Below are 25,463 nucleotides of genomic sequence, written 5' to 3' on the forward strand. Positions count from 1 at the left end.
CCTCCGCACCGGTGCGTGTGATCGCGGACCACGATGTCACAGCCTCTCGACGCGGACGTCGCGCTTTGCGCAAAATAGGGGCATGCCGTCTCCCCGACCGAGCCTCACCGACGTCGCCGCGGCGGCCGGGGTCAGCGTCGCGACCGTCTCACGGGCGCTCCGCGGGCGGGGCGAGCTATCGCCCGAGACCCGCACGCGTGTGCTGCAGACGGCCGAGCGGCTCGGGTACGCGCGGGGCGGAACACCGCGCGGCCGGCCCCGCGGGGGCACGTCCCGCATCTTCGACCTGGTTCTCGGGCACTTCCACGATCCCTACACCGACGAGGTCGTCGCGGGAGCCCACACCGCCGCGTCGCGCCTGAGCTACGACCTCGTCCTCACCGCCGAGCGCGACGATCCGGGCGACGACTGGCCTGCCCGCATCCGCTCGCGGGGATCGGCGGGGGTCGTGCTCGGCCTCATCCTGCCCACGACCGCGCAGCTGGAGATCGTGCAGAGCGCGGGCATCCCCGTGGTCCTGCTCGAGCCGCCGTCGGGGACCACCCAGCACGTGCCGAGCGTGCGGAACACCGATCACGCGGGCGGCTCGGCGGCGGCCGAGCACCTGCTCGCGCAGGGCGCGCGGCGCTTCATCGTCATCGGCGGGGCTCCGTCCTACCGGTACGGCCGCGCACGGATCGAGGGCTTCCTCTCGACGCTCGACGACACGGCCCCGGCGGCACCCCGCATCCTGACGACGGCGGACTGGGGCGCGGCGGACGCGCGGCGAGCGTGCGCCGCGGCGCTCGACGACCTCGGCGGCGAGGGCCCGATCGGACTCTTCGCCTGCTCCGACGAGATGGCCGCGGGTGCCTACCGGGCGATCGCCGAGGCCGGGCTCGCGGTGGGCCGCCACGTTCTCGTCGTCGGATACGACGATGTGCGGGGCGCGCGGTGGCTGCATCCGCCGCTCACCACGATCCGTCAGCCCATCCGCGAGATGGCCGCCGCGGCGGTCACGCTCCTGGCGCAGATGGCGGGCGGCGCCCAGCTCGCCGACGAGGTGGTCGAGCTGCCGACGGTTCTCGTGGCCCGCGGCTCGACCGGGCGTCTCCGGTGACGGGCACCGCGGGGGGTCAGGACGGCGCGACGACCGGGAAGTAGACCGCGAAGCGCTCGTCGACGACCTCGTTCAACGGTACGAAGCGGATGCCGCTCGAGCGCCCGACACTGCGATATCGCGTGAGCCACTGCGACCATTGCCTCTCATCGTCGGCGGCCAGCAGAGTCGCCGGGTCGGTGATGTCGCCGACGAGCGGCGTCTCGCGATCGACGAGGCCGGCGAGAACGACGGCGCCCTCGACGAAGGCGACGGTCTCGGGTTCGTCGGGGATCGGCACCGTCCGCAGTTCGAATCCGAAGCCCAGCTCGACCTCGGCACGCCCGCCGGGGTGATCGATCTCCACGAACCTCCCGCGCCGCACCGCGGCGACGTCCGACCGGACGTGCACCTCGCCCGCTGTCCAGGCCGGCACGCGCATCCGGACCCGGCCCCCGACGCTCGCCGACGACTCGACCACGACCGACACCCGCAGCGCGTGCGGCCGGTGCGTCGGGCCGCCGGGACCGGCGTTCGCGTCCGGACCGACGTAGAGCGCGTCGTCGATGGTGCGCACCTCGACGACGAGGCGGCCTGCCGCGGTCTGCACGTCGGCGCGGACGGGGATGTACTGCGCGACCGTGACGTCGTCGTCGTCCGCGTAGACCGCGAGCGACGAGTGCCGCGTGTGCGCCTGCACCACCGTGCCGTGGCAGCACCAGAAGTCTTCGGTGGGCGATCCCCATTCCTTGCGCGCTCCACTCTGCAGGGGCAGGAAGTAGGTCACCATCCCGGTGCCGGGATGCTGCTGGGCGAGGATGCCGTTGACCAGGTTGGCCTCGATGTAGTCGAGGTACGACGCGTCGCCCGTCCACCGGTACAGCACGTCCGCGAGCCGGATCATGTTGTAGACAGCGCAGTGCTCCTGCGTCTTCGTGCCGCGCCGAGCGGCGAAGGCGAACGGCGGCGTCCAGATCTCACCCGAGGTCTGTCCGCCCGTGCAGAAGGTCCCGCGTCGCGTGACGGCCCAGTCCCAGTACGCCTCGACGATCCGTCGCCAGCGCTCGTCGCCCGTGACCTCGAACGCCCGCGCGGCACCGAGCACCTCCGGGATGGTCGTGTTGGCGTGCATGTTGGTCAGCATGTCCTCGCCGGCGAGCAGACCATCGAAGAGCGACCGGTGGTCGTACCGGTCGAGGAGCTCGCGATACATGTCGTCGCCGGTGGCCTCGAGGAGATCTGCCCACACCTCGAGCATGCCGCCCGTCTCCACCTCGAGGATGGTCTGGAACTGCTCGGGCTCGAATTCCCGCGCCCATTCCGCGAGCACCCCGGCCGCCCGGTGGGCGATGCGCAGGGCTCTCTCGTCGCCGAGATCGCGGTGCACGTCGACGAGGCCCATGAGGGTCTTGTGGATGTTGTACTGCGGCGCCCACACCTCGCGCCCCTCGGCGAGGCGACGCAGGAATGTCTGCGGAATGCCGAACACCCAGCCGTCGCCGGCATCCTGGCACGCCTCGAGCTCGTCGAGGACGACCGCGAGCTTGCCCCGCAGCACGGCATCTCCGGTGACGGCGACTTCGCGGGCGGCGGCCGACATCCAGTGCCCGACGAAGTGGCCCCGCAGAAGCGCGCCCGGTGTCTCCCAGCCCCAGTGTCGCCCCCAGCCGCTCTCGACCCCCGGGGTGGCCGACGGCTTCAGGTGCCATCCCTGATCGCCGATCCCCGCCTCGATGCGGTGGTTCTGCACGAGAGCGCGTTCGTCGAGCGATACAAGGTAGTCGCGATTGACGCGCCGCCGGCGATCGTAGGTTCCCGGGAGCAGCCGGGCCGCACCGGGTGCGAGAGCGGATGAGGTCATGGTTGTGCCATCTCCTTCGATGTGCTGAGATCGATCTCTGACTGTACCGCCCGAGCGATGTCAGCAGAATAGGAGCATGGATTCCATGCGCGTGATCCACCTCAGTGCCGAGGGCGTCTCCATCGTCATTGCGACGACGGACGACGGGATGCCGGAGATCGTCCACTGGGGCGCGGCGGTGACGTCGGCGGAGTCCGACCTCCTCGCGTTCGTCGAGGCCGAGGCGAGAACCGGGATGGAGGGCGATTCCGACGTTCCGTACCGGGCGAGTGTGCTCCCCGAGCACAGCCGCGGGTGGTTCGGCGCGCCGGGGCTGTCGGCGCATCGCGGCGGCTCGGGATGGGCGCCCCGCTTCGCCCTGCGCTCCCTCACCCTCGACGGCGACGAGGCCGGGGCGGGCGTGACGTCCGCGGGCGCAGGCCGCGTCTGCGCTGAGCTCCACGACGCGCACGCCGAGATCGAGCTGGCGCTAGAGATCGATCTCACACCCCAAGGCCTCGTCCGCACCCGCGCCCGAGTGCGGAACACCGCCGGCGCACCCGAGGCGGCACCGCTCGAGATCCAGTCCCTCGCCGTCGCCCTTCCGATACCGACGTCGGCGCAGGAAGTGCTGGACTTCACCGGCCGGTGGGGCCACGAGCGCATCCCTCAGCGGCATCCGGTCGTCCGCGGTGATCACTCGCGCGTCTCGCGCCGCGGCCGCACCGGTCTCGACGCGACGCTCGTCCAGGCGGTCGGAGCCCCGGGCTTCTCGGCGAGCACCGGCGAGGTATGGATCGGACACGTCGGGTTCAGCGGAAACCACGAGCACACGATCGAGCGCACCGACGGGCGCCTTCATTTCCGAGGCGGCGAGTCGCTGCTCCCCGGCGAGATCCGATTGGCACCCGGCGAGGAGTACTCCGGGCCGTGGGTGTTCGGCAGCTACGGATGCGGACTCGACGGCGCCGCGGCGCGCTTCCACTCCTACCTGCGTGAGCGCTCGCGTTCGTCGCGCCGCCCCCGACCCGTGACGATGAACGTCTGGGAGGCGGTGTACTTCGACCACGACCACCGCGTGCTCGTCGACCTGGCCGCGCGCGCCGCCGAGCTCGGTGTCGAGCGCTACGTCCTCGACGACGGCTGGTTCCGTGGTCGCCGCGATGACCGGGCGGGCCTCGGCGACTGGACGCCCGACCCCCTCGCGTGGCCCGACGGTCTCCGCCCCCTGGCCGACGAGGTGCGCGCTCTCGGCATGGAGTTCGGGCTCTGGGTCGAGCCGGAGATGATCAACGAGGACTCGGATCTCGCCCGCACGCACCCCGAATGGATACTCCGCGCGGGGCCCGACCTGCCCCCGCGCTACCGGTTCCAGCAGGTGCTCGACCTCACGCATCCGGGCGCCTTCGACCACATCCTGGGGGTGCTCGACGGGCTCATCGTGGACATCGGCGTGAGCTACCTCAAGTGGGACCACAACCGCGATCTCATCGCCGCCGGGCACCCCGCCTCGGGTGCCCCCGCGGTCCACGAGCAGACTCTCGCGGTGTACCGCCTCATCGACGAGCTCCGCCGTCGCCATCCCGATCTCGAGATCGAGAGCTGCGCCTCCGGCGGCGGCCGGGTCGACCTCGGGATCCTCGAGCGCACCGACCGGATCCATCCGTCCGACAGCCACGACCCGCACGATCGCTTCGGCATCCTGCGGTGGACGGGTCTGCTGGTGCCCCCGGAGATGATGGGGTCGCACGTCGCTTCTGCCGTCTCGAGCGTCACGGGCCGCACCCACGACCTGCAGTTCCGGTGCGCCGTCGCATTCCTCGGGCACTTCGGCATCGAGTGGGACATCCGCGATCTCGGCGCCGCCGACCGGCGCATCCTCGGCGAGTGGATCGCGCGGTACCGTCGACACCGCGACCTCATCGCGACGGGGCGCACCGTCGGCGCGGGCGAGCTCGATGCCATGTCCCCGCAGGTGCGCGGCGTCGTCGCCCTCGACCAGGCGGAGGCGCTCTTCACGATCATCACTCCGGCGACCTCGCCCGACACGGTGGCCCGCGTGCGCTTCCGCGGTCTGGCACCCGACCGTCGCTACCGCGTGTCGGTGAGCGGCTCGGACTCGTTCGGACCGCCGTGGCAGGTTCCGGCGTGGCTTCGGCAGAGCCCCGAGCTCGGCGGTGACGGTGACGGTGACGGTGACGGTGAGCGTGAGGGTGACGGCCCGGTCATCGCGGGCGCTGTGCTCGCACGAGTGGGGCTGGAGTTCCCCACGTTCCACCCCGACCGCGCGGCGGTCGTTCACCTCGCGGCGGTGGCAGCGCCGTGATCGACGAGCGCCGGGCCGCGGCATCCCGTCCCCCGATGGGGTGGAACAGCTGGGACTGCTTCGGGTCGTCCGTGACGGAGGCCGAGGTGCTCGCGAACGCGGAGTACGCCGCCGAGCGCCTGCTCGCGTTCGGGTGGGACACGATCGTCGTCGACATTCAGTGGTACGAACCCGATCCGGGGGCGCACGACTACCGTGAGGTCTCCCACCCCCGGCTCGATGCCTGGGGACGACCTCTCCCCGCGCCGGGACGGTTCCCCTCCGCTGCGGGCGGGAGCTTCCGGCCGCTCGCCGACCGCATCCACGAACTCGGCCTGCGCTTCGGGGTGCACCTCATGCGGGGCGTCCCGCGCGCCGCCGCGGACGCGGGGCTGCCCGTCTCGGGCCACCCCGACGCGACGTGCGACTCGATCGCGGACCGCTCGAGCGTCTGCGTGTGGAACCCCGACAACTACGGCGTCGATATGACGGCACCCGGCGCGCAGGAGTACTACGACTCGGTCATGGCGCAGCTGGCCGCCTGGGGCGTCGACTTCGTGAAGCTCGACGATGTGCTCTATCCGCCCGTCGAGACCGCCGAGATCGCAGCGATCTCGCGCGCGATCGACCGATCGGGACGGGCGATGGTCCTGAGTCTGTCCCCCGGTAAGCGGCTGTCACTCGCGCACCTCGAGACATTGCGCGAGCACGGCCAGATGTGGCGGATCTCGGACGACTTCTGGGACGACTGGAGCCAGGTGGTCGAACAGTTCCAGCGCGCTGCTCGCTGGGCGCCGTTCCAGATGCGCGGAGCATGGGCGGATGCCGACATGCTCCCCTTCGGACGCATCGGCGTGCGCGGACACGTCGGCGAGGACCGCCTCAGCCGCCTGTCGGTCGAAGAGCAGCGGACGGTCATGACGCTGTGGAGCATGATGCGCTCACCGCTCATGATGGGCGGCCACCTGCCCGACACTCCGCCCGAGACGCTCGCGCTGCTGTGCAATCCCGGCGTCCTCGCGCTGCGTGACGGCGAGGAGTCGCGCGAGATCGTGCGCGATGGAGACCTCGTCATCTGGAGCGCGCGTGTGGACGCGCGGGCGTACCGTGCGGTGTTCTGGCTCGGCGGTGACGAGCAGGAGCTCGTCGTCCACCTCGCCGACCTCGGGCTCGGGGACATGGGGACGGCGGGTTCGTGCACCGATGTGTGGAGCGGGAAGAGCGTCGAGATCGCCGACGGACGCGTCACGCTGACGGTGCCGGGTCACGGCACGCGTCTGCTGGTCTTCGACTGACCGGCGGGCGAGCGGAGCGGGCCGGGCTGTCGAAAGTCGCGGGCGATGTCGGAGGTGCGTGGCAACATTAGAACATGCATTCGAACGGCGAGTTTAGCGGCGGGATGGGTAGCGACGGCGACGTCGATGTCCTCGCTCAGCTGGTCGCGGATGCGGAGGGGGCGGCGGATGCTGCGCGGTTGGCGCAGATCCGGGAGGTTCGGGTTCTCGCCGCGGCCGGGGTGCTCGCGGAGAAGCAGGCTGCCGGGGCGTCGGAGAGGGTCAAGGCGCGGGAGATGGCGTTGCGCGGGATCGCCGCCGAACTCGCCGGGGTGTTCGTCGCGACCGACCGGACCCTGCAGCGCCGGATAGATGAAGCCCGCGATCTGGTCGAGAACTATCCGGTGACGATGGATGCCTGGGAGGCCGGGCGAATCGTCCGCGGGCACGTGCGGGTCATTCAAGAGGTCGGATGCCTCGTGCCCGTGGAGGAGCGGGCGGAGTTCGAACGGGTCGCGGTCGAACGGTGCGAGGGAGAGAGGCCCAACCGGGTGCTGGAGGCGTTGCGGATGATCGCGGAACGGATGCACCCGCGGAGCTTCACCGAGCGGCACGAGGAAGCCGCGGCGGGACGGTGCGTGCGGGTGCAGGCCGGCCCCGATGGGATGTCGGACCTGATCGCGACTTTGCCGACGGTGATCGCGGATGGGATCGTCGACCGGCTGACCCGGCAGGCGCGGGAGATCATCAACGCGCGGCAGCAGGCTGACGCTGCGGATGCGGGTGTGGAGAGCGATGCTGAGAGCGCAGTGGGCGCCGGGTCATCGTTCGTCGACGACGCCCGAACGATCGACCAAGTCCGCGCCGACGTGTTCAGCGATCTCTTGCTCGCCGGGACGCCGGCCCTCGATCCCACCGCGAGCGGTGACGGCGACGGAACGCTCGGGGCGATCCGGGCACACGTGCAGGTTGCCGTGTCGGCGTTGACGCTGATGGGTCAGGACGAGGGGCCGGCAGATCTCGCGGGGCGCTCCCCCATCGACGCCGCCACTGCACGCGAACTCGCCGGCAATACGACCTCGTGGGACCGGCTGCTCACCCACCCCGTCACCGGGACGGTGCTCGAATGCGACAGCTACCGGCCCACGAGCGCGATGATCAGACTGCTGCGGGCGCGGGACCGGCACTGCCGGTTCCCCGGATGCCGACAACCCGCCATCCGGTGCGAGTTGGACCACACCATCGCCGCCTCAGAAGGCGGAACCACGCACGTGTGCAACCTCGCCAACCTCTGCAAACGACACCACGACGTCAAACACCACACCCGATGGCACGTCCGACAACTCCCCGGCGGGCGGCTCGTGTGGACCTCACCGACCGGACGGGTCTACCGCGAAGACGCACCACCACCCCTCGTCGCCTTCACCATCGACGAGCCACCCGATCACCGAGGCGATCAAGCACCACCCGGAGCGTTTCCCCCACCACGATCACTGGGGCGACCCGACGCGCCTCGGGGGACCGCCCCGCCGTTCTGACGGGATCGCCTTCGCCCTGAACCAGCCCGCGGGAGGGGGTGGTTGCCGTGCCCGTCACACCGCGAGAGCGCCGTCCATCATGCCCGCGGCCGCCGGCCGCACCACTGGAAGACGACACGCGTCTGCTCGCGTCCGGCTGACCGTCAGGGCGCGCGGCGCGGGTCGATCCCGAGTCTGTCGGCGGCGTCATCGAAGCCCCCGGCGCGAGCGAGCTCCTCAGCACCCGCCGATGCCCGCTCGAACAAGTCGTCGAACCTGACCGGAGCGCCGGCGGCCGCGGACGCCACGGCCGCCTCGACCATGGCAAGGCTGCCGATGTTCCGGGAGATCTCGCCCGACGGCTCCGGTCCGCCGTCGAGAGCCGCGACGAACTCGGCCAGCGCGGCATCCAGCCCCTCGGCCCCGCCCGCCAGTGCGACCGCCTGCGCGCCACCGTCTCGGGGCTGGACCACGACGTCGGTCTCACCGTCCCAGGCAGCGGATCCACCGGCGGCGCTCCCCCGCCAGTCGCCGTTCCACGAGGTCGTCAGACCGTCGGCGCACCAGCTGCCGGAGTACGAGAACCGGCGCCCGTCCGCGAAGCGGAAGATCGCCTCGGCCGCAGCGGCGCCCCGATACCAGCTCCATCTCGGCGAGAACTCTTCGCAGAAGACCGAGACGGGTTCGCTCGAGAGCAGATATCGCGCCTGGTCGAACTGATGGATCGCCATGTCCACCAGCAGCGGCGACGGCATCTCGTCTCGGAAACCCCCGAACCGGGGGTTCTGGAAGAAGCGGACGTCGAGCTGCTCGGCCCCGCCGAGGCTGACGAGGGCGTCGCGGAACGCCCGGATCCCCCGGGAGTGCCGACGCGACTGACTCGTCGCCATCAGGGTCCCGGTCGACGCGCTGACGGCGGACAGCAGCAGCGCCTCGGCCACGGTCGGCGTCACCGGCTTCTCGCTCAGGACGGGAACGCCCGCCCGCAGCGCCGCGGCGCTCACCTCCAGATGCGCCTGCGGGATCGTGACGTTGACGACCAGGTCGACGTCGAGGGCGGCGAGCGCGTCGCCGACCGAGCCGAAGCTCGGGACCTCGAGTCCCCGTTCGCGTGCCGCGGCCCGCGCGGCGTCGGCGACGATGTCGACGAGCCCGACGATCTCGAGATCAGGACGGCGCGTGACCGTGTCGATCCACGCCTTCCCCATCGCTCCCGCCCCGACGACGACGACACGACGGCCGCGCTCCGTCACGGCTGCTCCTCTCCGTCCCACTCCCGCGGGACGTCCCACTCCCCCGTGCGATGCATCGCCAGACGGGCCGCGACGCGGGGGCGGTCGTTCCGAGCCCATCGTGCCGCGTTCGCGAGGACGAGCTGGATCTCGGGCTGATGGTAGACGGGATAGTCTTGATCCCCCGGCGAGAAGTAGAACACCCGCCCGTGTCCGCGGAAGAACGTCATCCCCGAGCGGAACACCTCACCGCCCGAGAAGTTCGAGACGAAGACGAGCTCGTCCGGCTGCGGCACGTCGAAGAACTCGCCGTACATCTCCTGCTCGGGGATGACGATCGGCTGCGGGACGCCGGCGGCGATCGGATGCGTCGGCGAGACCGTCCACACGAGCTCGCGGTCCTGCGCCTGCCGCCAGCGCAATGCGCAGGTCGTCCCCATGAGCCGGATGAAGATCCTCGAGAAGTGCGCCGAATGCAGCGCCACGAACCCGAGCCCGCCGAGCACGTGCCGGTGGACCCGCTCGACCACGACATCGTCGACCTCGTCGTGCAGGAGGTGCCCCCACCAGAACAGCACATCCGTGTGCGCGAGCCGCTCCTCGCTCAGCCCGTGCTCGGGATCGTCGAGTGTCGCCGTCTCGACGACGGCGGCGTCACCGAGCAGTCGCCGCAGCCCCGCGGCGATGGTCCCGTGCATCGTGTCGGGGTAGAGGGCACGCGGGATGTCGTGGTGCTTCTCGTGATGGTTCTCGCCCCATACCAGCACGCGGATGGGGGCGGGCGCGGCGCCGGTCACCCCTTGAACGCCCCGTCCATGATGCCCGCGACCATGCGCCGCCCGACGATGAAGAAGACGATCAGCAGTGGCAGCGTCGCGAGGAACGACCCGCCCATGGTCAGCGCGAGGTCGATCGAGCGGTTGGCCTGCAGCTGCTTCAGGGCGATCTGCACCGTGAACAGCTCCGGCGACTTCAGCACGATGAACGGCCACATGAAGTCGTTCCACACCGAGGTGAACGTGATGAGGCCGAGCACGAAGGCCGCCGGCCGCACGACGGGGAATCCGATACGCCAGAAGATCTGCCAGCTGTTCGCACCGTCGATGCGGGCCGCGTGCATGAGCTCGTCGTTGAGCGTGGTCGCCATGTGCTGCCGCATCCAGAAGATGCCGAACGCGCTGGCGAGCCCCGGAACGATGATCGCCTGCAGGGTGTCGACCCAGTCGAGCCACGAGATGATCAGGTACTGCGGGATGACGCTCAACTGGGCGGGCACCGTCATGGTGAGCAGCACGATCACGAACAGCGCGTTGCGGCCCCGGAACTGCAGCTTCGCGAAAGCGAATCCCGCGAGGGCGCACAGCAGTGAGGCGATGACGGCGATCGAGAGCGAGACGATCGCGCTGTTCAGCAGCGACTGGAAGAACGGGACCGTGTCGAACACCTTCGTGGCGATGTCGAAGAAGTTGAGCCCCGGGTAGAAGCGCGGCGGGATCGAGGTGACCGCGGAGGCGCCGACCGACGCGATCACGAACATGTAGTACAGCGGGAAGACGCTGATCACGACAGCGATCCCGAGCAGCACGTAGACCGGCCAGGGCACGCGGCCGACGCGCCCGCCACCGCGCCGCGGACGCTTGCGGGGCGCGCTCAGCGCGGTCGGATCGAGGGGACGCGGCACAGCTGTGTCGACGGCGTCGGACATCATCGGGCCTTTCGGGTGCGGGTGGTCAGGAAGAAGTTGATCGCCGAGACCACGACGACCACGACGAAGAGGGCGACACCGATCGCGGAGCCGTAGCCGAACTCGAACTGGCCGAAGCCCTGCTCGTAGAGGAACAGCGCGAGGGTCTGGCACTGGCGCCCGCCGCCGCAGGTCAGTCCCGACTCGGGAGCCACCAGCAACGGCTCCGTGAAGATCTGCAGCCCGCCGATCGTCGACATGATGACGGTGAAGATGATGATGGGCCGCAGCGACGGGATCGTGAGGTGGATGAACTGCTGCCAGCCCGACGCCCCGTCGACCGACGCCGCCTCGTACATCTCACGGGGAAGCGCCTGGAGCCCGGCGAGGTAGAGCAGGGTGTTGTAGCCGAACCACCGCCACATCACCATCGAGGAGATGACGATCCACGATCCGACCTGCGACGACAGGAAGTTCACCGCCGGGATGCCGAACAGGTCGAGCACCCAGTTGATGAGTCCGAAGTTCTTGTCGAAGATCTGCGCGAACACGAGGGCGGTCGCGGCGACCGAGGTGATGTAGGGCACCAGGAGCGCCATGCGGAAGAAGTTCGCCATCTTCAGGGTGGCGTGGTTCAGCAGGTGTGCGAGCCCGAGCGCCAGGAGCAGCTGCGGGATGGTGGAGATGAGGAAGATCCCGAAGGTGTTCACGAACGCGTTCCAGAACCGCGCGTCTTGGACGAGCCGCTCGAAGTTCGCCAGACCGACGAACGTCTGCTCGCCGATCGGGTTCCAGTCGAACAGGGCCACGTAGAACGTGAACAGCAGGGGGAACAGCCCGAAGATCAGGAAGATCACGAAGAACGGGGCGATGTAGACGTAAGGCGCGATGCGCTCGGCGAGCGGCTGTCGGATGGCGCGCCTCGGCGGGCGCTCGCGCCGAGCGGCCTTCTTGTCGATGGTGATGGCGGTGGCGGTTGCTGTCGCAGTCATGATGCGTCCTCGATGAGGGTGGTGGTCCGCCCGCGGGCGGACCACCACCGAGCGGGAAGGGTCAACCGCCGATCGCGGCTCGGGCGCTGTCGACGCCGGTCTGCCACGCATCGCGCGGCGCGACGTTGCCGGCTTCCATGTCGACGAGGGCGTTGAGGAGCGCCGCCCCGATCGCGCTGGTGTCGGGTCCGTTGTGGAACGACTGGAACTGCAGCACCGAGTTGCTGATGACCTCGCCGATGCGGGAATCGCCGAAGAAGGGGTCGGTGTAGCTGGTGACCTCGGAGCTCTCGAGAGCGCTCTTTGCGGCCGGGAAGGTTCCGGTCCGGGCGAAGTGCGCCGTCTGGCCTTCGGGCGAGAGCATCGTCTCGATGTACTTCCACGCCGCCTGCGGGTTCTTCGCACGGGCCGGGATCGCGATGACGCTGCCACCCCAGTTGCCGCCGACGCCGGGGATCGAGGTGACCCGCCAGAGACCCTCGGTGTCGGGGGCGTCGTTCTTGTAGCCCGACAGCATCCACGACGGCGCGGTGCTCACGGCGAAGGCGCCGTTCGCCTTGCCCGGCGCCCACCCCGACGACCACGCCGCGATGCCGGCGCTGATGCCCGCTTCGTAGGTGCGCACCGCGACGTCGAAGGCTTCCTCGACTTGCGGGTTGGTGTCGAAGATCAGCTCGCCGTCAGGGCTGTAGTACTTCTCGGTGACCTGATTGACGGTCGAGAAGAACACGCTCGTCTCGACGTTGTCGACGAAGGGCTCCCCGGTCGCCGCCGTGTACTTCTTGCCCATCTCGATGAAGCCGTCCCACGTCGACCACATCGCGGCCACCTCGTCCGGATCGGTCGGGAGCCCGGCCGCCTCGAACAGGTCGGCCCGGTACGCGAAGCCCAGTCCGCCGATGTCGGTCGGGATGCCGATGATCGAGCCGTCCTCACCAGTGGCCTCGGCGATGGCCCAGTCGAGGTAGCCCTCGCCGATGTCGTCGCCACCAAGCGTGCGGAGGTCGATGAAGTTGCCCGGGTTCTCGATGAACTTCGGGAGCTCGTCGTTCTGGATCATGACGAGGTCGGGAACGCGTCCACCGGCGAGGGCCGCGGTGAGCGCAGTGGCGGTCTCGGCGGTGCTGCCGACCTCCGACAGCTTCACCTTGGCGTCCGGATTCTGCTCGAGGTACTGGTTGACGGAGTCCTGCTGCCCGATCCCGGTGAACGACCAGAACTCGAACTCCGCGTTCGGGTCGTCGGACCCGCCGCCGGATCCACCGGATGTGCACGCGGTCATCGCGATCGCGACGACGCCGAGAGCTGCGACGGGCAGGGCCAGTCTGCGACGATTCACAACTGCTCCTCTTCTTTGGGGACATGTGATGTGCGCGGGGCGTTCAGAGACCCCACAGAGAGATCGTTCTCTCATGCCGGGAAACAGTATCCCGAGATCGAAGGGCTGGCAAGCCGCGGCATCCGCCAACATCGTCAGCTGCATCGACAGGGCCGGTCGACCGACGATGAGTTGCGCATAGCGGCTGCCGTCGTGCGAAGATCATCGCGTCAGAGAACGATCTTTCGCTCACTGACCCCGACCTGAGGAAGAGGGAGCCATGTCTCGACCGACCATCGTCGACGTCGCCCGTGCGGCCGGCGTCTCACGCGCTACGGCCGCACGTGTCCTGGCCGGAGCGACGAACGTCGATCCGGCGATGGCGGCCGCCGTCGGCCGCGAGGCCGCGCGCCTGGGCTACGAGACGAACTTCGCCGCGCGCGTGCTGCGAGGCGGGCGCGCCGGCGCGATCGGACTCGTCATCGCCTTCGACGAGCTGGGCGGGCTGAGCGGCACGTTCTTCACTGCGGTCATGAAGGGCGCAGCCAAGGGACTCTCCGCCGGCGAGGTGCAACCCGTCCTGCTGCCCGCCGATCACGAGGACCTCGATCGGATCCCGCGATTCCTGCGATCGGGGGCGATCGACGGTGCCATCGTCGTCCTCCAGCACGAGATCACGCACCTCGTCGACCGCCTCGCCGACTCGCCCGTGCCGATCGCGTGGGTGGGCCGCCCACGTGGCGAGATCGGCCCCGACCCGATCGTGATCGACTCGGACAACTACGGCGGCGGGGTCCTCGCCGCGCGGGCGCTCGTCGAGCATGGGCGTCGCAACATCGGCATCATCACGGGCCCCCTCGACATGGAGCAGGCACGCGAGCGCACCCGCGGATGGACCGACGAGCTCGCGCGTCACGGCATCGAGCCCGGCCCCATCGTCCACGGCGACTTCACTCTCGACAGCGGCACGGCGGCGATGGCGCGCCTCCTCCAGCGCGTCCCGACCCTCGACGGGGTGTTCGCCTGCTCGGATCTCATGGCCGCCGGAGCCATGCGCGTGCTCCAGGCCGCCGGTCGGCGGGTCCCCACCGACGTCTCACTCGTCGGGTTCGACGACATCCTGCTCGCCGCGGCGAACGACCCCCCGCTGACGACGGTACGCCAGCCGCTCGAGGAGATGGGTCGTGCTGCCGCCGACACCCTCATCGGCGCGATCCGGGGGGACGACGTCGAGCGCGTGCAGGTGCTTCCCACGTCGCTCGTGCACCGGGAATCGCTGTGACCTCGGCCCCGACGTGACCGCGCGACCCGACCTGATCTTCCGCAGCAGAGAGCCCGCCGGCTCGTGGGAGGACGGCCTCATCGTCGGAAGCGGGCGGGTCGGCGCCGTGCTCCACGGACCCGGCGACGAGCTGCGCATCTCGATGGCGCACGAGCGGTTCTTCCTGCCCGCCAACCCGCGGCCGGCCGCTCCTCTGCTGCATCCGTCGCTGCCGCGGCTCCGAGCGGCGCTCGCGGCTGGAGACTCCGGCTCGGCCGCCGAGATCCTGGGCGCCGCGCTGACCGACGCCGGGTTCACCGATCTCGTCTGGACCGACCCCCTCGCGCTCTGCGGCTCCCTCACGGTGACGACCCCCGGTGGATGCACCGAGACCACGCGCGAGATCGACCTCGTCCGTGGCGTGGCCACGGTCATCTGGCGCGACGATTCGGGTGCCTCCCACCGCGTCGGTGTCGTCGCCCCGCGCGGGAGCGACACGATCGAGCTCGCCCTCGAAGCCGCGGCCGACACCGAGATGCGGATCCGCCTCGCGCTCGCTCCCGTCGATGACGCCCCCGCCGCGTCGTTCGCCCCCGACTACACCGGAACCGTCACGGGGCGCCTGCGCGCGGGCGACACCGGATGCCTCGAGGTCATCGACGCCGACGGTCAGCTTCTCGCCACCGCGACCGCAGCGATCCCCGAGCCCGGCGTCGTCTGGCGGTCGGACGGGGACGCGCTCGAGGCCGGCATCCTCGTGCCCGCGGGGGTGAGACGGACCGTGCGCGTCGATCTGTCGGTCGTCGGGCGGCCGTTCGCTCCCGCGTCCGCTGCCGACGGGGACGGGCGTCTCCGCTCGCAGGAGCGCGCTCATGGCTCGCTCGTCACGACATCGCTGCTCGACCTCGACGGCGCATCCGACACGGTCGCCTCGACGACGGAGCGACTGTGGCACGAAGCCCGCTCGGGGAACCCGCACGCCGTCCGACGCGCGATCGAGATCGCGTACGTTTCGGGCCGGGCGAACGTCATCTCGTCGACGGGCGAGCTGCCCCCGACCCTCCAGGGCGTCTGGCAGGGCACCTGGAGGCCGGCATGGTCGGCCGACTACACGATGAACGGCAACCTGCAGAACGGGGCCCTCGCCGGTGCCGGCGTGACGGGAACGCCCGAGCTCGCGCTCTCACTCCTCAGCCTCGTCCTCCCGCACCTCGACGACTACCGGGAGAACGCGCGCCGGGTCTACGGCGCCGGCGGGATGCTGCTGCCCTCGCGCATGTCGACGCACGGCATCGCCAATCATGTCGATCGGGCCTTCCCCCATGTCTTCTGGACCGGCGCCGGCCCCTGGGTGCTGCGGATCGCGGCAGACATCCTGGCTCTCACGGGCGACCGTTCGATCGTCGACGACCGGCTCTGGGAGCTGGTCGAGGGCGTGCTGGCATTCGGTGAGACCGCGACGGTCGTCGTCGACGGCATCCGTCACTTCTCACCGAGCTACTCGCCCGAGAACACTCCCGCCGGCTCGGCCACGCCGCTCGCGATCGATGCGGCCATCGATGTCGCCGCGTACCGCGATGCCGCCCGCGCGGCCCGTCTGCTCGGGCGCGCCCGGGGCGACGGCTCGCTCAACGACCGCTGGCAGGCGCTCGCGAGCAGCTTCCCCGACCTCGCCGTGGCCCCCGAGGGAACGCTGGCCGAGTGGCTCGACCCGGCTGCGCAGGAGAACGCCGCGCACCGGCACGTCTCGCAGCTGTATCCGCTCTGGTACGAGACCGACGAGATGTTCACGGCTGACACACCGTCGGCGTCCGCGCTGCGGCAGGCCGCCCGACGCACGATCCACGCGAAGATCGCATGGCGTGCCCACGATCCCGCTCCCCCGCCCGGCCGGATGGAGATGGCATTCGGGCTCGCGCAGATCGGTCTGGCCGCGGCCGCACTCGGTGACGCCGAGGCGGCCGTGCAGTGCGTCGAATGGCTCTCGCTCCTGCACTGGCGCCCGTCGCTCACCACGACCCACGACGCCGGCAGCATCTTCAACCTCGATGCCAGCGGCGGGCTGCCCGCCGTCGTCGCGTCGATGCTCAGCCGGTCGACGATGGACTCGCTCCACCTGCTGCCCGCGCTTCCGGCGCGGTGGCCGCGGGGTCGGATCACGGGGCTCCGCGCGCGTGGCGGCATCGTGATCGACAGCCTGGCCTGGGACGAGGTGTCGGCGACGGTCGAGGTGCGCAGACTCCCGGAGGCGTCGTGGCTGTGTCCATCCGGCAGCACGACGGTGCATACCGGATCGGGGTTCACATGGGCGGACGAGCAGCCCGACGCGGACGGTGACGCGCGCATCGTCGAGCTGGGCGAGCACCCCGTCACCCTGCGGATGCGGCGGAAGGCGAGCACCGCGGCCGAGGGCACGACGTCGACATCGTAGGCTGAACGGATGCCCGACCTCGCCTCGCCGCTCATCGCGTGGTACCGAGACAACGCGCGCGACCTGCCCTGGCGACGGCCCGGATTCGGCGCCTGGGGCACCCTGGTGAGCGAGTTCATGCTGCAGCAGACACCCGTGGCTCGGGTGATCCCGCTGCTGGAGGCGTGGCTCGAGCGATGGCCGACCCCGGCGGATCTCGCCGCTGCGGCCCCCGCCGATGCTGTCCGGCAATGGGCCAACCTGGGGTACCCGCGACGTGCGCTCTGGCTGCACCGCGCCGCCGTCGAGATCCGGGACCGCCACGCCGGGGTCGTGCCCCGCGACGTCGACGATCTGCTCGCGCTGACAGGCATCGGCGACTACACGGCACGCGCGGTCGCGGTCTTCGCCTACGGCGATCGGCACCCCGTCGTCGACACCAACACCCGGCGGGTTCTGGCGCGAGCCGTCCAGGGCCGTTCGCAGCCGGGTCCGGCAGCCAAACGCGACCTCGTCGACATGACCGAGATCCTGCCCGACGACATCGCTGCGTCTGCTGTCGTGAACGCGGCGGCGATGGAGCTGGGTGCACTGGTGTGCACGGCGCGGGTACCGCGGTGCGACGCGTGCCCGCTGGCCGACCGCTGCGCGTGGCGTGCCGCGGGCTATCCCGACACCGGCGACACCCGCGTGAAGCAGGCACGCTACGAGGGCAGCGACCGGCAGGCGCGAGGCGCGATCCTGCAGGTCCTGCGCGCCGCGACGACGCACGACGTCGCCGCGGCGGACGTCATCGGCGACTGGCCCGACGCCGCTCAGCGCGACCGTGCGATCGATTCGCTCGTCGTCGACGGCCTCGTCGAAGCCGTCGACGGCCGGCTGCGCCTGCCGCGCTGACGAGACGGAAGAGGGATGCCGCTGTGCCGCGGCATCCCTCTCTCTCAGTCCTCGTCCTCGTCGACCTCACGAGGCTTGACGTACGGGTCGGGCTCCCCCGCGTAGGTGGCGCCGGTCGCGGTGGCCGCGGTGGCGGCATCCCGCTCGCGCGCCTCCCGGAGCAGGTGCTCGATGTGGCCCGCGTTCTCGGGAATGGCGTCGAGGATGAACTCGAGCGTCGGGGTGACCCGGACGCCGAGCTTGCGGCCGACCTCGCTGCGGAGCATGCCCGTCGCCGCGCGCAGGGCGTCGGCCGAGTCGGCGCGCTCCTGGTCGGATCCGTACACGGTGTAGAACACCGACGCGTGCTGCAGGTCACCCGTGACCCGCACGTCGGTGATGGTCACGAAGCCGAGGCGCGGGTCACGCAGCCCCTTCTCCAGCCGCTCCGCGACGAGCACGCGGATGCGATCGGCCAGACGCGACTGACGTTCGCTGGACATACCTTCTTCTCCTTCTTCCCCTCCGCCAGCTCGGCGGATGGATGCAGCGAAGGCGTTGGATGCCTCCTCGATAGTCGGGGTCTCGGGGGTCCTGTTATCGAGGAGGCATCCAACGCCGTAGCGTCTGACGAAATCAGCCGCGCGGCTTCTCCACCATCTCGGTCGTCTCGATCTCGTCGCCGATCTGGATGTCGTTGTACTTGCCGAGGCCGATACCGGCTTCGAAGTCCGTGCGGACCTCGGTGACGTCGTCCTTGAACCGGCGGAGCGACTCGATGGCCAGGCCATCGGCGATCACGACGCCGTCGCGGATGACGCGCGCCTTGGCGTTGCGCGTGATCGTGCCCGAGCGGACGATGACACCCGCGATGTTGCCGAACTTCGAGGAACGGAACACCTCGCGGATCTCGGCCACACCCGACTGGACCTCTTCGTACTCCGGCTTGAGCATGCCCTTGAGCGACTGCTCCACGTCGTCGATCGCGTTGTAGATGACCGAGTAGAACCGGACGTCCACACCCTCGCGGGCGGCGCGCTCACGAGCCTTCGTGTCGGGACGGACGTTGAAGCCGATGACGATCGCGTTGTCGATCGTCGCCAGGTTGATGTCCGACTCGGTGATGGCGCCGACGCCGCGGTGGATGATCCGCAGCTGCACGGAGTCGTCGACCTCGATCTTGAGCAGCGACTCCTCGAGGGCCTCGACGGCACCCGAGACGTCACCCTTGATGATGAGGTTGAGCGACTCGACCTTGCCCTCTTCGAGAGCGCGGGTGAAGTCCTCGAGCGAGATGCGCTTGCGGGCCTTGGCCAGCTGGGCGTTGCGCTCGGCGGCCTCGCGCTTCTCGGCGATCTGACGGGCGGTGCGGTCCTCCTCGGTGACGATGAACACGTCGCCGGCTCGGGGCACCGAGTTCAGACCCTGCACCTGAACGGGGCGCGAGGGGTAGGCCTCCTCGACCGGGTCGCCGTTCTCGTCGATCATGGCGCGGACGCGGCCGTAGGCCGTTCCCGCGACGATCGCGTCGCCGACGCGGAGCGTTCCGGACTGGATGAGCACCGTGGCCACGGAACCGCGGCCCTTGTCGAGCTTCGCCTCGATCGCGACACCGCGCGCCGCCTTGTTCGGGTTCGCCGTGAGGTCGAGACCGGCATCGGCGGTGAGCAGGACGGCGTCCAGGAGCTCCTGGATGTTGGTGCCCTGTCGCGCCGACACGTCGACGAACATGACGTCGCCGCCGTACTCCTCGGCGACCAGACCGTACTCGGTGAGCTGCTGACGGACCTTGGCCGGGTTGGCGTCGGGCTTGTCGACCTTGTTCACCGCGACCACGATCGGCACGTTGGCGGCCTGAGCGTGGTTCAGGGCCTCGACCGTCTGCGGCATGATGCCGTCGTCGGCCGCGACCACGAGGATCGCGATGTCGGTCACCTGCGCACCACGGGCACGCATGGCGGTGAACGCCTCGTGACCCGGGGTGTCGATGAAGGTGATCGCGCGCTCGATGCCCTCGTGCTCGGTCCAGACCTGGTACGCACCGATGTGCTGCGTGATGCCACCGGCCTCGCCCGCGACCACGTTGGTCTGACGGATCGCGTCGAGCAGTCGCGTCTTACCGTGGTCGACGTGGCCCATGACGGTGACCACCGGAGGACGGATCTCGAGGTCTTCGTCGCTCTCGGCTTCCAGCTCGGCGTCGAGGTCGAGACCGAAGCCCTCGAGGAGCTCTTTGTCCTCGTCCTCGGGCGAGACCATCTGGATCTTGTAGCCGAGCTCCTCGCCGAGCACCTCGAAGGTGGCCTCGTCGAGCGACTCCGTGGCCGTGGCCATCTCGCCCAGGTTGAACAGGATCGTCACGAGCGTGCCGGGCTGCACGGTGTAGCCGCGCAGCGCCTCGAGCTTGTCCGCGAAGTCGGCGATCGATGCGCCGCGGCGCAGGCGGATGATCTCGCCGTTGCCCTTCTGAACGTTGACGCCGCCGACGACCGGCGCCGACCGCATCTCGAACTCCTGCCGCTTCGCCCGACGCGACTTGCGCTGCTTGGACTTGCCGCCACCCTTTCCGAACGCACCCGCGGTTCCGCCGCCGGGGCCGCGACCGCGACCACCGCCGCCACCGGGACGACCGGCGAAGCCGCCGCCGGGAGCACCCGGACGCTGGAAACCGCCGCCGGCACCGCCGGGACGACCGGGACCGCCGGGACGCTGCTGGAAGGGCGCGCCGGGACGACCGCCGCCACCGGGACGGCCGGCGCCGCCGGGACGCGGAGCGCCGGGGCGCGGCGAACCGGGACGCGGAGCCTGCGGACGCGGGATGTTGCCGGGCGTGGGCCGCTGGCCCATGCCCTGTGCCGACGCGAAGGGGTTGTTGCCCGGACGCGGACCGGCGGGACGCTGGCCCATGCCCTGCGAGGGGGCGAAGGGGTTGTTGCCGGGGCGCGCGCCACCGGGACGCGGCGGCTGCGAGCCACCGGGCGTCGGGCCCGCGGGCTTGGCCGGACCGGGCTTGCCGGCCCCGGGCGTCGGAGCCGACGGTGCCGAAGGCGCGGCCGGGGTCGCCGACGGCGCGGCCGGAGCCGCGGGAGCCGCCGGGGCGGACGCCGCAGGTGCAGCGGGAGCAGCAGGTGCAGCGGGCTTGGCCGGACCGGGCTTGGCGGCCGGGCCGGGCTTGGCGCCGGCGGGACCGGGCTTGCCGGCAGCCGGACGGGCTGCACCGGGCTTGGCGCCGCCCGATGCCGCGGGAGCGGAGGCCGCAGCGGCGGAGCCGCCCTCAGCCTCGAGCGCAGCCCGCAGCTTGCGAGCCACGGGGGGCTCGATGGTGGACGAGGGGCTCTTGACGAACTCGCCGAGCTCCTTCAGCTTCGCGAGCGCGACTTTGCTGTCGACGCCGAGTTCGGAAGCGATCTCGTGTACGCGTGGTTTTGCCACAATTCTCCTGTCTGAAGGCCCACCCTCGGACAGGGCGGACCGCTTAAGCGCGGACGGGTCTCATTTCGAGCCGTTCACTTCGTGTCCATAGCCGTTCAGCCTTTGCGCTGGTGATCAATCGGGAAATCCTGCGTGTCCAGTGGGCCGGACACCCGCAGGGCTCGTCCGAACGCGCGGCGCCGCAGAGCGGCATCCATGCATTCGCGCGTCTCGTGCACCCACGCGCCCCTGCCCGGCAGCGACGCGGCTCGATCTGCGATCAAGACGCCGTCGCGGGCCACGACTCGCAGGAGTGAGGACCGGGAGGCACGCGCGCGGCAGCCCACGCACGTTCGAACAGGTTCCATTCTACCCCCTCGACCGACTTCCCGGTTTCGTCAGGACTCCAGGATCGAGTCGGGCTGGATGTCGATCTTGGCGCCGGTGAGCTTCGCGGCGAGGCGGGCGTTCTGGCCCTCCTTGCCGATGGCGAGCGACAGCTGGTAGTCGGGGACGAGCGCCCGGACGGCCTTCGTAGCCGCGTCGAGCACGAAGCTCGAGGTCACCTTGGCCGGCGACAGCGCGTTGGCCACGAAGGTCGGCAGGTCGGCGTTGTAGTCGATGATGTCGATCTTCTCCCCGCCGAGCTCTTCCGTGACGGCGCGGACGCGGCGGCCCAGCTCGCCGATGCAGGCTCCCTTGGCGTTGATCGAGGGGTCGTTGGCCTTGACCGCGATCTTCGTGCGGTGACCGGCTTCACGAGCCAGCGAGGTGATCTCGACGAGACCGTTGGCGATCTCGGGCACCTCCATGGCGAAGAGCTTGCGGACGAGTCCGGGGTGGGTGCGCGACACGGTGATGGAGGGGCCCTTCGTGCCCTTGGAGACCGAGGTCACGTACACGCGCAGGCGCGAACCGTGACGGTACTCCTCGCCCGCGACCTGCTCCTCGGGCGGGAGGATGGCCTCGATCGTGCCGAGGTCGACGTGCACCATGCGCGGGTTCGGCCCCTGCTGGATGACACCGGCGACGATGTCGCCCTCCTTGCCCCGGAACTCTCCCAGCACGGCGTCGTCGGCGATGTCGCGCAGGCGCTGGCTGATGACCTGCTTCGCGGCGAACGCGGCGATGCGGCCGAAGTCGTCGGGAGTCGACTCCTCCTCGCCGATGACGGCGCCGTCCTCATCGCGCAGCGGCACGTAGATGGCGACGTGACCGGTCTTGCGGTCGAGCTCCGCACGAGCGCCCTCGGGCAGCTCGCCGTCGGGCGAGGTGTGCTTGGCGTACGCCGTGAGGACCGCCTGCTCGATGATGCGGACGAGTTCGTCGAAGGGGATCTCCTTCTCTCGCTCGACGGTGCGCAGCAGTGAGAGATCGATGTCCATGGGGGCCCTCCATATTCAGCTCTTGTCCGGGCGCGTTTCGCGCTCCCGGCATCCATCCCACGTTACCCGATGGGGCCGTGAACGTGTTTGCCCGGCCCCGACGAGACCGCGGTCGGCGGACGATCTCGCGATACTGGGGGCATGACCGAACGCGCTCCCCGCCTCGCCGACCCCGGACTGATCGGGCTGCTCGGTTTCGTCATCGCCACCCTCACGGCGCAGCTGGAGCATCTCGGACTGCAGAACGAGAGCCCGGTGTTCTGGGTCGGCGCCGTCTTCGGAGGCGTGGTCCAGGTCACCGCAGGGATGCTCTCCTACTTCGCGGGCGACGACTTCCACTTCATCGTCTACAACGCCTTCGGGTGGTACTGGATCTGCATGCCCGGATTCCTGCTCGGCGGCGAGCTCGGGTTCTTCGAGGTCGAGGGCCCCGCACGCGGCGTGTTCACGCTGATGTTCTCCATCCTGGCGCTCGTGTTCGCCCTCTCGGCGGCATCGCGCAACACCGTGCTGCCCGTGACGCTGCTCGCGGTCGCGGTCGGCCTCGGACTGCAGACGATCACGGCGTTCGGCGGGCCGGCGGCCGTCGGTGCGGCAGGCTCGGTCGCGCTGCTCGTGGCGTCGGCGCTCGCAGCGTACATGCTTCTCGAGAAGTTCTACACGCGGACGCTGGGCCGCAGCGTGCTGCCTCTGGGCCCCGCGTGGTTCCGGCTCGCCTCACCTGTATCGATTCAGGCGCATACTGTTTGAGGACCGGGCGGCCCGCGCTGCGGGAGACGACGCCCGATCGTGACATCGGTCGCGACGACGGCTCTGCCGCCGCGACCGCAACGCGAAAGGAACCTCTCACATGACCACCAACGCGCACGCCGCCGTTCTGCACGGCCAGGACGCCCCGTTCACCTTCGAGGAGATCACCCTCGACGACATCCGTCCGAACGAACTGCTCGTGAAGGTCGCCGCCACCGGCCTGTGCCACACCGACCTCGCCGTCCAGCACGGTCACATCCGCGCGGCGTTCCCGTTCGTCCTGGGGCACGAGGGCGCTGGCACCGTCGAGCAGGTCGGCGATGCCGTCGTCGGCTACGCCGTCGGCGACAAAGTCGCGGTGTCGTTCGCCTCGTGCGGCCGCTGCACCAACTGCCTCACGGGACGCGAGGCCTACTGCCGCAACTTCATGGCGCTCAACTTCGGCGGAGCCCGCGAGGACGGCTCGGTCACCATGACCGCTGCCGACGGCTCCGCCGTGCACGGCTCGTTCTTCGGACAGTCCTCGTTCGCCAGCCACGTCATCGTCGAGGCCCGCAACGCGGTGAAGCTGCCCGCGACCGCCGACGTCGAGATCGCCGGCCCCCTCGGCTGCGGCGTGCAGACCGGAGCCGGCACCGTGCTCAACTCGCTCGACGTGCCCGCCGGCGCGTCCGTCATCGTGACCGGCACCGGCGCCGTGGGCCTGTCGTCGATCATGGGCGCGAAGGTCGCCGGAGCCACGACGATCATCGCGGTGGACATCATCCCGGAGCGGCTCGAGTTCGCAGCGAAGCTCGGCGCCACGCACACGGTCAACAGCAAGGACGAGGACGCCGTCGCACGCATCCTCGAGATCACCGGCGGAGTCGGCGCGGACTACGCCGTCGACACCACCGCCGTCCCCGCCGTCGTCGACACGATCGTCGCCGCCACCGCATTCGGCGCGAAGATCGCGCTGGTCGGTGTGCCGAAGCCGGGCACCGAGATCGCGCTCGCCTCGATCTCGGGCTCGGGCAAGACCTTCGTCGGCGCGATCGAGGGCGACGCGGTGCCGCAGAAGTTCATTCCCGAGATGCTCGCGCTGCACGAGGCCGGACGCTTCCCGTTCGACCAGCTCATCACGAAGTACCCGTTCTCGGAGATCGAGCAGGCCATCGCCGACACGCAGTCGGGCAAGGCGGTCAAGGCCGTTCTCGTCATGGACTGACGCACCGCATACGCCGATCGGGCCGGAGCACGCGCATCGATGCGCGCTCCGGCCCGATCCGTCTCGCCGGGCGCGGAAGGCCGTAGGCTCGCGGGATGGCCGAACACGGGGTGCACGACGCGGCGAGCGCCGTCGAACGGCATCCCGCGGCACGTGCGCTGGCTCGGGGCGGCTACGTCGCGAACGGTTTCGTGCACCTGTTGATCGGGTCGCTCATCGTCGCGGTGGCCTTCGGCGGCGAGCGCGACGCCGATCAGACGGGGGCGTTCCGCGCGGTCGCTGAGCTTCCGCTCGGTTTCGTCGCGCTGTGGGCTGCGGCCGCGCTCCTGACCGCGCTGGGCGTGTGGCATCTCGCGGAGGGCATGCTCGCCTCGCGGCGCCGGCGGGGCGCGGCCGTCTGGGGGCTGCGGGTCTCGGAGTGGGGACAAGCGGTCGTGTTCCTGTTCTTCGGCGGCCTGTCCGCCGCGGTGGCGCTCGGCGCCCGCCCGCAGGCCGACGAGTCCGCGCGCGACGCGAGCCGCGGCATCCTCGCGCTTCCCGGCGGTGTATTCGCGATCGTGCTCGTCGGAATCGGCGTCGCGATCGCCGGAGTGGTCTTCGTCGTCATGGGCGTGCGCCGTTCGTTCCACACGAAGATGACGCTCCCCGGCGGTGCCGTCGGCCGCGCCGTCGAGGGCCTCGGGGTCGTCGGCTTCATCGCGAAGGGCATCGCCCTCGGCTCGCTGGGCGGGGTGCTCATCGTCGCCGCCGTGCGTTCCCGCGCCGACGAGGCCGGCAGCCTGGATGCCGCCATCCGGGCGCTGCTCGACCTGACGTTCGGCCCCGAGATCGTGGTCGTCGTGGGGGCCGGGCTCATCGCCTACGGCGTGTTCACGGTCTTCCGCGCGCGCTACGCCGACCTCTGAACCCGCGGTCTTCCCGAC

At 70.4% G+C, this 25,463-nt stretch carries 20 protein-coding genes; 10 read left to right on the plus strand and 10 right to left on the minus strand.

The window, feature by feature from the left end; translation table 11 throughout:
- The first annotated feature begins 82 nt into the window (after positions 1-82).
- Positions 83-1,099, plus strand: coding sequence for a LacI family DNA-binding transcriptional regulator (locus tag CI089_RS01660; protein ID WP_094259979.1), 1,017 nt, complete (start codon positions 83-85; stop codon positions 1,097-1,099).
- 16 nt (positions 1,100-1,115) lie between these two features.
- Here the strand turns inward: CI089_RS01660 and CI089_RS01665 are convergent, their stop codons facing one another.
- The gene (locus CI089_RS01665) at positions 1,116-2,939 is read right to left on the minus strand and encodes a beta-L-arabinofuranosidase domain-containing protein (protein ID WP_094259980.1); all 1,824 of its coding nucleotides are present in this window, start codon (positions 2,937-2,939) and stop codon (positions 1,116-1,118) included.
- 76 nt (positions 2,940-3,015) lie between these two features.
- Between CI089_RS01665 and CI089_RS01670 the strand changes: the two genes are divergently transcribed.
- The 3 genes from CI089_RS01670 (at position 3,016) to CI089_RS01680 (ending at position 8,035) form a co-directional block, all read left to right on the plus strand.
- On the plus strand, positions 3,016-5,244 hold the full coding sequence (locus CI089_RS01670) for an alpha-galactosidase (protein WP_094259981.1): 2,229 nt from the start codon (positions 3,016-3,018) through the stop codon (positions 5,242-5,244).
- The gene (locus tag CI089_RS01675; RefSeq protein ID WP_256977364.1) at positions 5,241-6,518 is read left to right on the plus strand and encodes a glycoside hydrolase family 27 protein; all 1,278 of its coding nucleotides are present in this window, start codon (positions 5,241-5,243) and stop codon (positions 6,516-6,518) included. Before CI089_RS01670 ends, CI089_RS01675 begins: the two co-directional genes overlap by 4 nt.
- Before the next feature lie 74 nt (positions 6,519-6,592).
- Positions 6,593-8,035: an HNH endonuclease signature motif containing protein gene (locus CI089_RS01680; protein ID WP_256977365.1), complete on the plus strand. Its 1,443-nt coding sequence runs from the start codon at positions 6,593-6,595 to the stop codon at positions 8,033-8,035.
- 143 nt (positions 8,036-8,178) lie between these two features.
- Here the strand turns inward: CI089_RS01680 and CI089_RS01685 are convergent, their stop codons facing one another.
- From CI089_RS01685 to CI089_RS01705, 5 genes are all read right to left on the minus strand, one after another.
- Positions 8,179-9,267 (minus strand): Gfo/Idh/MocA family protein, encoded by a 1,089-nt coding sequence (locus CI089_RS01685; protein WP_179223198.1) that lies wholly within the window; start codon positions 9,265-9,267, stop codon positions 8,179-8,181.
- Complete coding sequence (locus CI089_RS01690; RefSeq protein WP_094259985.1) at positions 9,264-10,043, minus strand: ThuA domain-containing protein; 780 nt, start codon at positions 10,041-10,043, stop codon at positions 9,264-9,266. Before CI089_RS01690 ends, CI089_RS01685 begins: the two co-directional genes overlap by 4 nt.
- Positions 10,040-10,954 (minus strand): carbohydrate ABC transporter permease, encoded by a 915-nt coding sequence (locus tag CI089_RS01695; protein ID WP_256977366.1) that lies wholly within the window; start codon positions 10,952-10,954, stop codon positions 10,040-10,042. Before CI089_RS01695 ends, CI089_RS01690 begins: the two co-directional genes overlap by 4 nt.
- Complete coding sequence (locus tag CI089_RS01700; protein ID WP_218823008.1) at positions 10,951-11,922, minus strand: carbohydrate ABC transporter permease; 972 nt, start codon at positions 11,920-11,922, stop codon at positions 10,951-10,953. The genes CI089_RS01695 and CI089_RS01700 overlap by 4 nt, the downstream gene beginning before the upstream one ends.
- Before the next feature lie 61 nt (positions 11,923-11,983).
- Entirely contained in the window at positions 11,984-13,261 is a 1,278-nt protein-coding gene (locus tag CI089_RS01705; protein ID WP_218823009.1) for an ABC transporter substrate-binding protein, read from the minus strand.
- A 259-nt stretch (positions 13,262-13,520) separates the two neighbouring features.
- Between CI089_RS01705 and CI089_RS01710 the strand changes: the two genes are divergently transcribed.
- Genes CI089_RS01710 through CI089_RS01720 form a run of 3 tightly spaced genes read left to right on the plus strand, consistent with a single transcriptional unit; the run spans position 13,521 to position 17,808 of the window.
- Entirely contained in the window at positions 13,521-14,522 is a 1,002-nt protein-coding gene (locus tag CI089_RS01710; RefSeq protein WP_094259988.1) for a LacI family DNA-binding transcriptional regulator, read from the plus strand.
- Between the two features lie 13 nt (positions 14,523-14,535).
- Complete coding sequence (locus CI089_RS01715; protein ID WP_179223199.1) at positions 14,536-16,932, plus strand: glycosyl hydrolase family 95 catalytic domain-containing protein; 2,397 nt, start codon at positions 14,536-14,538, stop codon at positions 16,930-16,932.
- 9 nt (positions 16,933-16,941) lie between these two features.
- Complete coding sequence (locus tag CI089_RS01720) at positions 16,942-17,808, plus strand: A/G-specific adenine glycosylase (RefSeq protein WP_094259990.1); 867 nt, start codon at positions 16,942-16,944, stop codon at positions 17,806-17,808.
- Between the two features lie 44 nt (positions 17,809-17,852).
- Here CI089_RS01720 and rbfA read toward each other — a convergent pair whose 3' ends face one another.
- From rbfA to nusA, 4 genes are all read right to left on the minus strand, one after another.
- Positions 17,853-18,290 (minus strand): 30S ribosome-binding factor RbfA, encoded by a 438-nt coding sequence (gene rbfA, locus CI089_RS01725; RefSeq protein WP_023955127.1) that lies wholly within the window; start codon positions 18,288-18,290, stop codon positions 17,853-17,855.
- Positions 18,291-18,423: 133 nt separating this feature from the next.
- Positions 18,424-21,219: a translation initiation factor IF-2 gene (gene infB / locus CI089_RS01730; RefSeq protein ID WP_094259991.1), complete on the minus strand. Its 2,796-nt coding sequence runs from the start codon at positions 21,217-21,219 to the stop codon at positions 18,424-18,426.
- Between the two features lie 95 nt (positions 21,220-21,314).
- The gene (locus CI089_RS01735; RefSeq protein WP_023955131.1) at positions 21,315-21,566 is read right to left on the minus strand and encodes a YlxR family protein; all 252 of its coding nucleotides are present in this window, start codon (positions 21,564-21,566) and stop codon (positions 21,315-21,317) included.
- A 30-nt stretch (positions 21,567-21,596) separates the two neighbouring features.
- Positions 21,597-22,583 carry a transcription termination factor NusA gene (nusA, locus tag CI089_RS01740; RefSeq protein ID WP_023955133.1) on the minus strand — a complete coding sequence of 329 codons (987 nt, stop codon included), beginning with the start codon at positions 22,581-22,583 and terminating at the stop codon, positions 21,597-21,599.
- A 141-nt stretch (positions 22,584-22,724) separates the two neighbouring features.
- On the opposite strand from nusA, the gene CI089_RS01745 reads away from it, so the two are divergent.
- The 3 genes from CI089_RS01745 to CI089_RS01755 all read left to right on the plus strand — a co-directional run bounded on the left by CI089_RS01745 (position 22,725) and on the right by CI089_RS01755 (position 25,445).
- On the plus strand, positions 22,725-23,333 hold the full coding sequence (locus CI089_RS01745; RefSeq protein WP_094259992.1) for an acetate uptake transporter family protein: 609 nt from the start codon (positions 22,725-22,727) through the stop codon (positions 23,331-23,333).
- Positions 23,334-23,433: 100 nt separating this feature from the next.
- Positions 23,434-24,540, plus strand: a complete 1,107-nt coding sequence (locus CI089_RS01750; RefSeq protein ID WP_094259993.1) for an NAD(P)-dependent alcohol dehydrogenase — start codon at positions 23,434-23,436, stop codon at positions 24,538-24,540.
- A gap of 95 nt (positions 24,541-24,635) precedes the next feature.
- Complete coding sequence (locus tag CI089_RS01755) at positions 24,636-25,445, plus strand: DUF1206 domain-containing protein (RefSeq protein ID WP_094259994.1); 810 nt, start codon at positions 24,636-24,638, stop codon at positions 25,443-25,445.
- Positions 25,446-25,463: the final 18 nt, after the last annotated feature.

Source organism: Microbacterium sp. Yaish 1 (assembly GCF_002245215.1).
Lineage (GTDB): Bacteria > Actinomycetota > Actinomycetes > Actinomycetales > Microbacteriaceae > Microbacterium.

What these genes read in the sequence shown, in the direction of transcription:
- CI089_RS01660 (WP_094259979.1), top strand. Translation starts at nt 83, where the DNA reads ATGCCGTCTCCCCGACCGAGCCTCACCGACGTCGCCGCGGCGGCCGGG.
- CI089_RS01665 (WP_094259980.1), bottom strand. Translation starts at nt 2,939, where the DNA reads ATGACCTCATCCGCTCTCGCACCCGGTGCGGCCCGGCTGCTCCCGGGA.
- CI089_RS01670 (WP_094259981.1), top strand. Translation starts at nt 3,016, where the DNA reads ATGGATTCCATGCGCGTGATCCACCTCAGTGCCGAGGGCGTCTCCATC.
- CI089_RS01680 (WP_256977365.1), top strand. Translation starts at nt 6,593, where the DNA reads ATGCATTCGAACGGCGAGTTTAGCGGCGGGATGGGTAGCGACGGCGAC.
- CI089_RS01695 (WP_256977366.1), bottom strand. Translation starts at nt 10,954, where the DNA reads ATGATGTCCGACGCCGTCGACACAGCTGTGCCGCGTCCCCTCGATCCG.
- CI089_RS01700 (WP_218823008.1), bottom strand. Translation starts at nt 11,922, where the DNA reads ATGACTGCGACAGCAACCGCCACCGCCATCACCATCGACAAGAAGGCC.
- CI089_RS01710 (WP_094259988.1), top strand. Translation starts at nt 13,521, where the DNA reads ATGTCTCGACCGACCATCGTCGACGTCGCCCGTGCGGCCGGCGTCTCA.
- CI089_RS01720 (WP_094259990.1), top strand. Translation starts at nt 16,942, where the DNA reads ATGCCCGACCTCGCCTCGCCGCTCATCGCGTGGTACCGAGACAACGCG.
- rbfA (WP_023955127.1), bottom strand. Translation starts at nt 18,290, where the DNA reads ATGTCCAGCGAACGTCAGTCGCGTCTGGCCGATCGCATCCGCGTGCTC.
- CI089_RS01735 (WP_023955131.1), bottom strand. Translation starts at nt 21,566, where the DNA reads ATGGAACCTGTTCGAACGTGCGTGGGCTGCCGCGCGCGTGCCTCCCGG.
- nusA (WP_023955133.1), bottom strand. Translation starts at nt 22,583, where the DNA reads ATGGACATCGATCTCTCACTGCTGCGCACCGTCGAGCGAGAGAAGGAG.
- CI089_RS01745 (WP_094259992.1), top strand. Translation starts at nt 22,725, where the DNA reads ATGACCGAACGCGCTCCCCGCCTCGCCGACCCCGGACTGATCGGGCTG.
- CI089_RS01750 (WP_094259993.1), top strand. Translation starts at nt 23,434, where the DNA reads ATGACCACCAACGCGCACGCCGCCGTTCTGCACGGCCAGGACGCCCCG.
- CI089_RS01755 (WP_094259994.1), top strand. Translation starts at nt 24,636, where the DNA reads ATGGCCGAACACGGGGTGCACGACGCGGCGAGCGCCGTCGAACGGCAT.